At 67.7% G+C, this 11,943-nt stretch carries 11 protein-coding genes; 6 read left to right on the top strand and 5 right to left on the bottom strand.

Annotation, left to right across the window (positions count from 1 at the left end; all coding sequences use genetic code 11):
• Positions 1 to 114: 114 nt before the first annotated feature.
• Both ABEA93_RS26570 and ABEA93_RS26565 read left to right on the top strand, forming a co-directional pair.
• Positions 115 to 342 (top strand): arabinofuranosyltransferase AftB family protein, encoded by a 228-nt coding sequence (locus tag ABEA93_RS26570; protein WP_345678306.1) that lies wholly within the window; start codon positions 115 to 117, stop codon positions 340 to 342.
• A gap of 179 nt (positions 343 to 521) precedes the next feature.
• Complete coding sequence (locus ABEA93_RS26565; protein ID WP_345678305.1) at positions 522 to 1,055, top strand: hypothetical protein; 534 nt, start codon at positions 522 to 524, stop codon at positions 1,053 to 1,055.
• Positions 1,056 to 1,183: 128 nt separating this feature from the next.
• On the opposite strand, the gene ABEA93_RS26560 is transcribed toward ABEA93_RS26565, so the two are convergent.
• A complete protein-coding gene (locus ABEA93_RS26560; RefSeq protein ID WP_345678304.1) occupies positions 1,184 to 1,642 on the bottom strand; it encodes a hypothetical protein in 459 nt (152 codons plus the stop codon).
• 49 nt (positions 1,643 to 1,691) lie between these two features.
• Here ABEA93_RS26560 and ABEA93_RS26555 point away from each other — a divergent pair, with 49 nt between their 5' ends.
• Positions 1,692 to 1,952 carry a hypothetical protein gene (locus ABEA93_RS26555; RefSeq protein ID WP_345678303.1) on the top strand — a complete coding sequence of 87 codons (261 nt, stop codon included), beginning with the start codon at positions 1,692 to 1,694 and terminating at the stop codon, positions 1,950 to 1,952.
• Positions 1,953 to 2,318: 366 nt separating this feature from the next.
• Here ABEA93_RS26555 and ABEA93_RS26550 read toward each other — a convergent pair whose 3' ends face one another.
• A complete protein-coding gene (locus tag ABEA93_RS26550; protein ID WP_345678302.1) occupies positions 2,319 to 3,131 on the bottom strand; it encodes a glycosyltransferase family 2 protein in 813 nt (270 codons plus the stop codon).
• 1,911 nt (positions 3,132 to 5,042) lie between these two features.
• On the opposite strand from ABEA93_RS26550, the gene ABEA93_RS26545 reads away from it, so the two are divergent.
• The 3 genes from ABEA93_RS26545 (at position 5,043) to ABEA93_RS26535 (ending at position 8,955) form a co-directional block, all read left to right on the top strand.
• A complete protein-coding gene (locus ABEA93_RS26545; RefSeq protein ID WP_345678301.1) occupies positions 5,043 to 5,699 on the top strand; it encodes a DUF8175 domain-containg protein in 657 nt (218 codons plus the stop codon).
• Between the two features lie 552 nt (positions 5,700 to 6,251).
• A complete protein-coding gene (locus ABEA93_RS26540; RefSeq protein ID WP_345678300.1) occupies positions 6,252 to 7,580 on the top strand; it encodes a hypothetical protein in 1,329 nt (442 codons plus the stop codon).
• 439 nt (positions 7,581 to 8,019) lie between these two features.
• The gene (locus ABEA93_RS26535) at positions 8,020 to 8,955 is read left to right on the top strand and encodes an SCO6880 family protein (RefSeq protein ID WP_345678299.1); all 936 of its coding nucleotides are present in this window, start codon (positions 8,020 to 8,022) and stop codon (positions 8,953 to 8,955) included.
• A 182-nt stretch (positions 8,956 to 9,137) separates the two neighbouring features.
• Here ABEA93_RS26535 and cas6e read toward each other — a convergent pair whose 3' ends face one another.
• Genes cas6e through cas7e form a run of 3 tightly spaced genes read right to left on the bottom strand, consistent with a single transcriptional unit; the run spans position 9,138 to position 11,863 of the window.
• Positions 9,138 to 9,902 (bottom strand): type I-E CRISPR-associated protein Cas6/Cse3/CasE, encoded by a 765-nt coding sequence (gene cas6e, locus ABEA93_RS26530; RefSeq protein WP_345678298.1) that lies wholly within the window; start codon positions 9,900 to 9,902, stop codon positions 9,138 to 9,140.
• Between the two features lie 6 nt (positions 9,903 to 9,908).
• A complete protein-coding gene (gene cas5e / locus ABEA93_RS26525; protein WP_345678297.1) occupies positions 9,909 to 10,718 on the bottom strand; it encodes a type I-E CRISPR-associated protein Cas5/CasD in 810 nt (269 codons plus the stop codon).
• Positions 10,715 to 11,863, bottom strand: coding sequence for a type I-E CRISPR-associated protein Cas7/Cse4/CasC (gene cas7e / locus ABEA93_RS26520; protein WP_345678296.1), 1,149 nt, complete (start codon positions 11,861 to 11,863; stop codon positions 10,715 to 10,717). The genes cas5e and cas7e overlap by 4 nt, the downstream gene beginning before the upstream one ends.
• Between the last annotated feature and the right edge of the window lie 80 nt (positions 11,864 to 11,943).

Below are 11,943 nucleotides of genomic sequence, written 5' to 3'. Positions count from 1 at the left end.
GGTTCCTAGCGACCCGCACGACATCTTCGCGGAACTCATCCGGATAGGGCTTCGGCACAACGACATCCTTCCCACCTACCCCACAGGGCAAGCCAGTTCAGATGTCACCCGATCGTGCATCAGACCCCCCGGATCACCAATGATCCACAGGTAAACCAGGAGGCCGTCGTCGCTGCCCGCAACGCGCTGTCCTGCGGACGGCTCAAGGAACTCCAGGACTCGGTCGAGAAGCCCGTGACGCTGCGACGCTTCTGGAAAAACTTGACCGGGGCGGTCAGCCGCACGAATCTACGCATCCCGGACGACCCGTTCGAGGCCGAGCGGGAGTTCTGCGGGAGCTAGCCACGGCCGCACCAATATCGAGTGGCGAGATCCGCCATCCTCCGCGCCCATCAGCACCCCGCCGACGCCACGAAAGGACCGCCGAGCCGGGCGACCTTGCCTTCGCCGGTCTCGCGGCGGGCTGATGACCAAGGCAGCGATCCGTATGCACCGTGCAGTCAAGAAGCCTGTTCAGCGACGTGGTGGACCAGGAACTCAACGCTCAAAACCTCGTCCGTGTCGATATCGATCAGGTGATCGAGCACGGTGCCGTCCAGGTCTCGCCCAGGCCGTACGGCGTCGTGTTCCACCTCGGCAACATCGACGACGAACCGGTTCTCACATTCAGCGCCCTGTTCCGCGCTGACGAGGTCGAACACAATGAGCCGAACGCGGCGTACATAGACCACATTAGGGGCGGCCTCGTCAGTGCTGCGGGCGTGGGCGAGCAGCAGGCAAAGGCCTACGTCAATGCAAGGCCTGGCAACAAGCTTGGCCTCACCGTTCCGGCGCACGTCACGACGAACCGTGGGCCCGAGATCGGCCGCCTTGGCGCAAGGGGATCGCCCACGCCCAGACCGTCACGCAGGGCGGGTTCTGACCACGATGCGACCTCGGCCTTGCCGCCCCGACTGGCTCAGATTGCCACCGTGGTTCCCGCGCTGGGGAAATTGGCCCAGAGATGCTCCACCTTCAAACGCGAATGGGGCCCCTCAAGCGGGACTCTCAAGTGAAGTGCCGGATCGTCTGGTGGCTGGCGGTGACGCGGTCGGTCGGCGATGGATTCGGGCATTGAGTTGGGCTTGTGCCAGACGATGTCGGCGCGTTGGACGAGGCCGAGGCGGTCGACGGCGCCGATCGATCACGACGCCAGACGGGTCAGGAGCGAGCGGAGTCCGTCGACGTCGATCTCGCCGTGATTCGCGGCGATGACGAGGGTGGGGAATCCAGGGTCCTTCGGATGCGCGACCGTGATCACGGCGACCGGAACGGTCCAGTGCTTGCATGAGTTTGTGCACTCGTCATACGGGTGTGTGAACACGGTGGCGTCGCCGAGCGCGGTCTGCGCGTGAGTCGCGGACGCCAACTCGTCGGCGGGAATGTCGGCCGTTGTGCGGTATACGCCGTACCGCCCGTTGGCCAGACCGGTGTTCGCGTGCGCGAGAGGCGCGTCCGCCGCGTACGCGGTGACCGACACGACCTGGGTGCCGTTCCGCGTGAGGGTGAGCTGCACGGGTTCGGTCGGTGACGGCTCCGCGGACGCATCGACCGGGGGCGCCGCGAACTCCTCGCCGGGTCCCAGACGGAAGGAGAACTGCACATGCCCGTTGCTGAACGTTTGCAGCTGATACTCGTATGGTGCATTGGCCGTGGCCGTGGCCGTGGCCGTAGCCGTGGCCGTGGCCGTGGCCGTGGCCGTGGCCGTAGCCGTAGCCGTGGCCGTGGCCGTAGCCGTGGCCGTGGCCGTAGCCGTAGCCGTGACGGCCGGGGACCCTCCGCTGCTGCACCCCGCGGCGGCGAGCGCGAGCAGTGCCGCGCCCACCGCCCGCCCGTGGCAACGCCACCTCGTCTTCGACCCGAACATCCCGCTGCTCCTGGTCATGTCGTTTGAACCATTCACACGGATGTGACGCGCGGCCCGCGAAACGGTTCCACGCCACACGCTTCGAACCCACGGTCAGCGAGTAAATCAGGACCCGTGACCGTACGGCCCGAGTTCACCATAGCCATGCACCTCGTCCGCACCATCAAGAAGGCCGCCCCGCGTCGGCCGGCCATCGTCACCATCCACGAGATGACGCGCGGTTAGAGACCTGTTGGGTTGGGCGTTCGTGGTAGTGGTCGCTGATGAGGTTCGCGAGTGCCGCACGATGTCCTGCCCTCGCGGCTGCCTACCGCCGCACCGTCACCAGGGCGTTCAGACCTTCACGAGGTCGGAGGCGCACGCGAGAACCCTGTCGGCCCGGTGACGTTACGCGTGCACCCGACGGCCGGTTTCAGTGCAGTGGCGACTCGGAGCGCTCCAAAGCCGACAACCGCGGGCCTGAGGGAACTTCACTGCGTAAGGCCGCGATCCAGTGACGCATGTGCTCGCGTACCAACCTGCGTCGCGCGGGGTAGGCAGGGGCGGCGGTGGTCTGGTCGTCGTGTCGGCGGTAGCCGTACACCGGACTGCCTCCGTGGTACCAGCCCTCGAATCGCTCACTCGCGGCGAGGACCAGGGCGGTGTCCTCGCTGGTCGGCAATGCCGGCCAGCCGCCCAACCGCCACAGCACCGCGGTGTTCCAAAGAACCGCGCACCCATGGAAGGGCAGGAAGCCCATGTCTTCATACGCCTCGGCCACCGATCCGATCGGCACCGGGCCATCGCGCAAGTAGTCGGGGAAGGGCACACGCGAGCCGTCCGGCAGCAGGTCGACCGTCAGCCCCGCGCACCAGGGCGCCGCACAGAAATCGGCGACCGCCAGCAGCCGGTCCAAGCCGCGCGGTAGCCAGACGTCATCCGCATCCAGCACCGCAGTCCACGGCGTACGCACGTACCCGAGCGCGACCGAGCGTGCCGTCGAAGGCCCCGCGGCACGGCCGCTCGCCACCAGCGTCACGCTCGGGACCAGAGCGCGGCACTCCTCGACCGCCGTTACGACATCGGGCGGAGCCGCGTCGCCGTCGAAGCAGATGATCCAGTCGAGCCGCGTCTCCTGCTGGGCCAGCGAGGCCGCAGCGTCCGGCAGATACCGAACCGCGGGTGCGTGCAATGCGGTGATCACCGACAGGCGGGGCGGCTCCATCGCGCCGGGTGCGTTGGGCATGAAAGTCCGTTCGTCACTTGGCTGTTCGTGTACGTGAGAGCAGACCTCTCCGTTCATGGCTGCGTTGGGAGGCAGAAGGGTGACCGGCGCGAATATGACACCGGTCAACGCAGTCCAATCCCCGCGTATGCAATGCGTGCCGACGAGGACAACGGCAAAGATGAAGAGGTATTCGGCGAGCAATCCCCGAGCGCGGGGCCGATCCCAAACCAAACCAGGCGCGCCGTATCGCGAAGCGAGCGATCCCGACCTTTCGGATGCTCCCTTGACCACTTGAAAAGCTACGCCAAGCCGGCAGTTGAAGAAATCCGGCTGCCGACCGTCCGTCAGTGTAGCCACGCCGCAGCCAAGAGATCGACGGGTGGCCGCGCCTCGGGTGCTGAACTAGCCGCGCAGCGACGACGCTCTGTCGACCCGCGGCCGAAGGGCAAAAAGGGTTTGTCGTCCTGCCTGAACGCTGGGTGGTCGAGCGGACGAGTTCACGGACGTGGCGGGATCACGGCAAGGTGAGGGACAACAAGCCCAGCCGGCTCGCGGCGAGGCACGCGTCAGTTGGGTCGCCGGACAGTCCGGCGACGCACCACAGTGCACGAGCCTCCTCGCCACGATCGACGTGGTGTCAGCGTGGTGTCGCGAGCGTCGGCACAGCGCCGCCGGGCGGTGTAGGCGCCGGACAACTCGGCGCGCGACCGCCCGGGGACCGCGAGAGCCAATCCCCGAGTTTACGGGGCCAACTACGGTGACAGAGAGAAAGAAGAGGTGTTCGGCGGGCAATCCCCGGACGCGGGGCCAACCTCAAACTGAACCGGCCTGGCATGTCGTGGAGCAGGCAGTCCCCACCTATGCGGGCAGTCTCTGGATCGCTGCCACGAGTTGGGACAACCCACCCACCGACGACGCACGATTACCGCGTCAGTGTACGCGGGCCACCCGCCGCCGCGGGGGCCAGGTGTCAAGCGCTGGATCCGCCCTGACGGGGCCGGAACTACATGTGATCTCGCCGAGCCGATGCTACGCACGGACCGCCGGCCCTCCTGACGTCTTGTCCTGGCGGCGGTGCACGCCTCCGCGGGGACGATGGTTCCGGCATCTGCCAAAGCCGAATATCGTTTCTTTCTTCCTTTATCTTCTGCACGCTTCATCCCTTGAGCTAAATCTATTCTCGCGATTGCAACCCGCCAGGATCCCGCTTGAATCGCCCATGCTCGGGTGCCTGCATTCCGCGTGATCCGGCTTTCCGGAAACCGCGGGCCAGGAGATAGCTTCGACAGACTGGCCCGTCGACTCCGGGCCCTGGGACACCGGTGGCGTCCCGTTGATGAGTGAAAATATTCGGAGGATTCCATGGCCGGATCGATGCTGGATCTCAGCATCCGGATCTACCTCGCGATGCCTGGCAAGGACCCGGTTCCGCTGCCTCCCCCGACTGCCACCCCCGACACGAAACAGCCGTTTTCCCCGAGCAACAATGTCGGCATCGACAGCAGCATCCTTAACAAGTTGCACGACATGCTCGGCTGGGTTCAGTTGGGGGCATGGACGGTTGTGATGGTGGGACTCATCGGCTGCGGCGCGATGATGGCTGGTCGTAGATCTCGGGTAAGGGCTTCCAGGCGCTGGGTCGCGTGGGCTGGGTCATCGGCGGCGCCGTGGTCATTGGCAGCGCGTCGTCGATCGTCGACGCCTTCAATTAGCCTCGGACTCCACGGAGTAGCGCATGGCTCTGTTGGCGGCGGACGGCGCGAAGCCGCCGTCCCCAGGCCGAAAATCCTTTCCAGGCACGTGGGTTCTTGACAGCTTCCGGGTTCATCGTCGCCATGCTCGTGTTCGGCGTATCGCCCTCGTCGGCGGTGGCCGCTCTGGTACTCAGGGCGACGGCGGCCGAGCGGCGGAGGGATGACGGCGGGGGCCATGGACGACTGCGGCCCCGGGGACGACTCCGATACCGACGTTGCCGCAGGCCCCTCGTCTGCGTCGCTTCTGCTGTCAGCCGCCCCCGCAACGCCATGTCCGGCGCTCGGCGCCAAGGACCATGGCGTGCCCGCATTGGCGCCAGCCGGTGTGACGTGGTCGCTCTACCATGAGTCGTTGCTGCCGATGTCGGAGTCCGCAGGCTCGGTGCGTGCCGAGGGTGATGTAGTGCGCTGCTTCGCGCGCACGCCTATCGCCGCGCTGCTCGCCACCGCACAGATCAGTGCACGCTATTCGTTCTCCGACAACTGGAAGCTTCTCATGGAGCGTTCGCTGGCCCCAGGTCCGGAACGCGACGCGGCCCGCACGGTACGAGCCTCCGCCGAGGCCGCTGCTGCCACCTCGCAGCCCAGCGGCACTGGCACTGTCATGCAGCTTGTCGCGTTCAAGTTCGTCAGCTACACGGACGATGCCGCCGCCGTCGAGCTGATGCGCGGCACCGACGGCGACCTCCAGTTGGTCAGTGCGCTCTACACCGTCAAATGGGTCAACGGTGGCTGGCGGCTGCAAGTCCAAGCCTCCGGCGCGCAGGCATCCATGGTCCAGAAGGAGTCGAGTTTGAGCGGCTTCACACCGTGGCAGGCCGGTGGTTCCTGATGATCGGACCCCGCCACCGCAGCCGACTCGGCCGCGGTGCCCTCGTCGTCTTGGCCCTGGCAGCCCCACTGTTGGCGCTCACCGGGACCGTCGGCGCGCAGGCGCAGGCCCAGGTATCAACCGGACCACCGGTTCGCCCGGTCGCGCCCCGAGCACCGATGTTGCCTGCTGACGACTGCGCCGCCTTGAAGTACTCGGTCGGGGACTTGCAGGCTCAGTGCAACGCCGATGCCTTCGACGCATATGGCAACACGCCGGAGAACGGCTGCGACGGGTGGGGGGAGCCGACCGGTTTCTGCCGGAGCAAGGCCGCTGAGGTGAAGAGCCCAGATTGGATGCTTGACTTCCCCGGCTGGGTGAAATACCAGGTCTTCGATATGGCTCGCAGCGTCTTCACCTGGTGGGCCACGCTCGGCGACCCGCAGGTGGGGAAGGGCGACGGTTCCGGGAACGGCACCGTCGGCTACATCACGCAGTACACCAACATCGTGGTGTACTTCTTCCTGATCCTGTCGGTGCTGATCGCCGTGATCCGGATGGCGTTCGCGCGCGATGGCAAGCCTGGCCAAGGAACTTTTCAAGTCCCTGGTGACGTTCACGCTCGTCTCGGGACTTCTGGTGCTCTTCGCGGACATGATGCTCAAGACGTCCCGGGCGTTCTTCGACTACATCATCCAAACCGGGATGCAGCAGCCCAACAAACCCGCGGAAAGTGCGCTGACCACCGGGATATGGGAGATGCTCGCCGGGATCAACAGCGGCGACGACTTCCATCTCCTCGACGTCGTCGGCGGGATCATCGTCATCTGCGCGTCGCTGGTGCTCTACGTGCACATGGTGATCCGGTACTTCCTCATCGTCTACTACCTCGGCACCATGCCCCCCAGCGCGGCCGCGGCCGCGCTGGGGGAGAGCGGCAAGCAGGCGCTCAAGGAGCAGTTCATCCGGTTGATGGTGTGGATCTTCATTCTGGACCTGATGGGGCTGATGCTGGTCATCGGCTACCGCGAGATCCTCATCGGTACCAGCAACACCGAGCTGACCGGCGCCGCGGCGACATGGCGCGGCCTGATCATTTTGTGCCTGATCACGATGGTGCTGCCCGCGACGATGCGGGCGGCTGCACCGTTCATGTCGCATGCCGCCGGGTCGACCGAGCAGACCGCAGGCGCCGCCCGGGCCGGTCTCGCGGTCCGGCGCGCTGGCGGTCGGCGGCGTCGGGTGGGGTGCGACGAGCGGCCTCGCGGCCTGGGAGCGCGCGGCGCCGCCGGTCCGGCGGGCGGTGGAGGCGGCGCCGCCGGGAGCGTGCCCGTGGCGCCGGACCGCGGCGGCGGTGGCGGTAGTCATGCGGGATCGGCCTTGGTACGCCGAGGCGGCGGCCGAGCGCTCGCGCACCCGGCCGGTTCGGTCGGCGACGCCGGGAGCCCTACGGACCTCGCCGCCGGAAACCTCGGGCAGAGCGACCCGCGTATCGGTCTACCGGATCCGCTGCCCGGCGGTGCTGTCGACACCGATGCATACCAAGGCCCGGACGGCAGCACCAGCGGTGCCGCGGTCCTCGTCGACGCGGGCGAAAAGAAAATCCAGTGGCTTCACGCGCAAGGAGACACGAACATGAGCAGCGACGAATACGACGCTGTCGAATCGGCGCACAACGCCGCGCAGCAGCGTGCAGCCGACGTGGTCTCCAGCGCCGGTGGGGCGGGCCAGGCGCAGCTCGTGCAGGTCGGCAACTACGTCCAAGAGCGCAGCTGGGGCCGCATCGACAACCCGATCACCCCTGCCGAGGCGGAGAGCGCGTCACGCAACGGCACGCTGCCGTCGCTGCTGAACGCCCGTATGGGCCTGGACAGTTCGGGGGGGTACAGGCGGCAGGGGTAGTTCCGGCGGCACCGGGGGCGGCGGCGAGATGCCGCCAGGTCCTAGCGGCACGGCAGGGCGCGTTCTCCGGCCCATCCGACGGCGTAGGAGACGCACATGTCCGAATCCGACATCCGCACCTACGGGAACTGGCGCAAGCCAACGTCGCCGGGCTTCGGCAAGCTGGGCATGGGCGGATCGCTCGTCGTGCTCGGTGGCCTGGTCGGCATCGTCGTGAGCATGATGATGTCGCTCACGATCGCGCTGATGGTCGCAATCGTGGTGGCGCCGCTGATGATCCGTGATCCGCACCGACGCAACGGATTCCAGTGGGTAGGCTCCCGCACGGCGTGGTTCCGCGGCTTGACATTGGGCCAGCACCTGTACAGGTCCGGACCTGTCGGGCGGGCGGGCGCCGGAGCGTACATGCTGGCTTCCGGGCGTCCTGGCGGGTTTGGCCGTGCGCGACTTCTCCGACGCGTACGGCGCCCCCTTCGCGCTCATCAGCAACCCCACCACGGCCCAGCACTCCGTGGTCCTGTCCTGCTCGGCCGACGCGTCTCTGGTGGACCCGGTCCAGGTGGACACCTGGGTCGCCTACTGGGGCCAGTGGCTGGCCGGTCTCGCCTACGAACCCGGCCTGGTCTCGGCGTCGGTGAGCATCGAGTCGGCACCGGACACCGGCGAGCGGCTCCGCAAGGAAGTCCTCGGCAACATCGACCCGTCCGCGCCCGACCTGGCCCGGGCCGTCCTCAACCAGGTGATGTACGACTACCCGCTGGGCTCCGCGGAGATCACCTCCCGCGTGGTGCTGACGTACGCCGAGCGGGAGTACGGCGCGCGCGGCGGAGTCGCCGACATGGCGGCGGAGATCGGCACCCGCCTCCCCGGACTGGCTGGCGGGCTCGGCATGACCGGGGCCGGTCCCGCGGAGCCCATGACCGCCGGGGAACTCGCCGAGATGGTCCGGGTGGTCTACGACCCGGAGGTCGGCGTCCTCGTCGACCAGGCGCACGATGGCGCCGACTTCGCGCTGCGCTGGGACGAAGCCGGTGCGATCGCCGCACAGGAGGGCTGGGACCACTACCGGCACGACGGCGCGTTCTCCATTACCTGGTCGATGACCGACGCCCCGCGCGGCAAGGTGTTCTCCACCGTGCTGTCGCGTATGGTCGCGCTGCAGCCGGACATCGTTCGCAAGCGCGTGACGCTGCTGTACCGCCCACACAGTCCGTCGGAGTCGGCGCGGCTGGTCGAACGCGACCACAAGGATGCGCTGTTCCGAGCCCGGCAAGCCCGTATCGCCCAGGCCCGTGACTCGGTGGACCTGCGCGCGGCGGACCAGTCCGCGCGCGAGGAGGCGACCGGTGCCGGGCTGGTGCGGTTCTGCTGCTGACGGCGACCGTGCTGGACGAAGACGCCGTGCCGTTGGCCAGCGCCGCGGTGGACAACCTCGCCGCTACCGCGCGGATCCGACTGCGGCGCATGTACGGGGCCCAGTCCGCGGCGTTCGCCGCGGCGCTGCCGCTGGGCGTCAACCTCGGCGACCACCTGCGGGTACCGCACATGCAGGTCTCGCTAGGTGCTGGCGGTCAACGGAGCCAACGTGAGCAGTCCGCAGCCGTATGCCTTGGCCGGTCCTATGCCTTCGAGCAGGTGGGTCGTGAATGTTGCGGCATCGGTGATCTCGAGTGCGCCCTCGAAGGTGACGGTATGCAGAACCACGGGTTTGCCGGCCCCCTTGCTGAAGCTGGTGCGCTGTCGAGCCACGAAGCGGACCTCGCGAGGTGAGGCTGCGTTCGCGTCGGAGGCGTTGTCCTGCGGCTTCGCTGCGGCCAGGTCGGTGCGGGCTTCGGGGACGGTGAAACCCCACCGTTCGGTGCGTTCGAGGAACCAGTGCAGTTGGGCTGCGGCAGTCCGGTGACCGATGCGGAAAGCCCGTGCCGGTCGGCCGGCCTCGAGGAGTAGTTGCTGACCCGCAGAGGGTTTCTGCGGGGCGAAGGTGTTCTGGACCGGGTTGGCAGTGAGCCGGAACGCGAACCGGCGTCCGACCTCGATGCGTGCCAAGAGCGGCGTGTAGTCGGTGACCAGTGCGTGGTCGCCGCCGGCGTCCGGCCAGCCGGCGGACTCGACGGCGTGCGTCCAGTCGGGCTTCGATCGGCTGAGGACGTACAGCTGCGGCCGTCGGGGGTTGTCGGTGTCGAGCCGCCACAGGACGCGCTCGTCGAGCGGGTTGCCCGGGATCCCGCCCATGACCAGACCGCGCATGGCACGGGGACTGGCGAGGATCTTGCTGCTCGCGGCGCGCAGCGGGTTGATGCGTATCCGGGAAAGGTAAGGCATGCTGTGTCACCACCCCAGGAGGGCGAACGGGTCGTGACCGGACGCTGATTGGTCCGGGTCGTCGGGGTTCCGGATGCCGGTGGGGGCGGACAGCCACAAGTGCCGGACGCGGCGGCTTGTGAACCCGCGGCGGAAGGGGTCGAAGGAGACCGGCACGTCGGCGAGGACGTCGTCTCCGGATGTGTCGTCCACGGTCGCGTTCAGATCGACCCGGGCGGGGCGGCTACCGACGCGGCGGCAGTGCGCGTTGCGGGCGTGTCTCGACACCTGCCAGGGTTCCTCGCGCAGCACCGCGTCGACTCCGCCGTGGCGCAGTCCCAAGCTGATCGGCTGGGTCGGCACGCAGGACCTTCGGCCGAGCGAGAGCGGGAACGCCGGATTGCGGACGGCGTCGTCCAGTGCCTCGACAAGCGGCTCCGGCCCTTCGACGGCGGCCAGGAAGACGGCGTCCTGGAGGTAGTACCGCTGGGTGACGTGCGTGTACTTGGCTGGCGAGGTCGGTTTTTGGATCCCTTTCGCGTTCACGCCCGACTGCAGGAGGGGGCGGCCCCGGTAGTCGGACACGGTGTGGAAGTCGCGAAGCAACGTGCCGGGCTGGTCGACGCGTACGCCGAGACGTACCGCTGCCAAGTCGGTGATGTCGTCTTCCCTGGCCCGCCCTTGCGCGGCCGCGAGCAGGCCGATGATGCCGGACTTCGTCGGTTCGGCACGGGTCTCGCGGCGGTTGAACACGCTGCTGTATCCCCACGACTGGAGCGGCGCGGCCAGCCGCAACAGCAGCACGGCCGACCCGCCGGAATCTTCGGGCGCCGTCATGCGCCGAGGTCCCATCCCATCGCGTCCGCCAGCGGCCGTGCCAGAGCACCGGTCAGTTGCGGAAACGGTACGGGCGCACCGAGAAGTTCACGAATCCGGATCGCCGTCGGTGACTTCTCGTCGAAAGTGTGGCAGACCGCCAAGTGCTTGGGAGCGCTCCCCCATGCATCAGTGACGCGGCGGTACTCGTCGGCAAGTCGTACAGCGGAGGCCGCCGCGATCCCGTCTGTTGAGGTGACCGGGTCCTCGAACGCGGACACCAGGTTGACGGGCTGATCGGTCCGGACCATCACCACGATGGCGCTCGGGAGCGTGCGGTGCGCAAACGCGTTCTGGTATCCGGCGGGGATGGTGCGGGCGAAGCCCTTCACGAAGGACTCCGCGGCGGTGAGTGCGGCTCCGGAGTCGGCGAGGTTGTGATGCAGCTGGTGAAGCGCGACTGTGGCATAGCGGTACAGCGTCGCCGAGTTGAAGCCGACGTCCCCGATCATCGCGGCGCCGGTCTCCCCCACCTGGTTCTGGTCGTCGACGGCGGTGTAGTAGTCGAATTCCAGCTCCACCGGGTGCGTGGAGAGGGCATGTGCGACCTGTACGGAAGCGTCCACATTGAGGGACGCGATGTCCGCGACCATGCGCCCGAACAGCGCTACTTCCGCCGGATGACCAGTGCCGAGCTTGTCCACGACCGGCAGGCCCTTGACCTCCGCAGTCAACACGTCGTCGTCCATCGCCGCCAGTGCCATCGCGCGGTCGGCGACGAGATCGACGATGTCCTCCAGCTGACGATGCCCGTAGAACAGCAGGTAGGCGGTGTCCCCCGCCTTCTTCCCCGCTTTGATCCCCAACGGCGCCAGCAGGAAGGACGCGAGGCGTTGCGCTTGTTCGTCGTCCAGCCCGGTTCGGCGCAGTCGGCCGGCCAGTTCGACGACGATCCTCTTGGTGCGGGTGCTCCGTTCCAACTCCGGCAGCCCTGCGGCCAGCTCCATCCGTGTGGCGCGTTTCCATGCTTGTGAAGACACCCGCGCACGGCGGACTCCGCCGAAGTAGGCCTCCTTGGGGTTGCCCTGGTCGTCGCGGTTCAGGTTGGCGGGCGGCACGGTCTGGATGATGTGGACGTCCAGGTAGGCGTGAGGCGCTTTACTCATGGCAGGGCTCCGGAGTCGGTGGTGCGGTAGGCATGTGTTCGAAGGACGTCGTCCCGGCGGCCGACCACCGGGAGCACGGC

The sequence above is a fragment of the Yinghuangia aomiensis genome (genome assembly GCF_039542225.1).
GTDB lineage: Bacteria > Actinomycetota > Actinomycetes > Streptomycetales > Streptomycetaceae > Yinghuangia > Yinghuangia aomiensis.
Note: the sequence above shows the minus strand (reverse complement) of the source record. Positions and strands in the feature narration are given on the sequence as shown.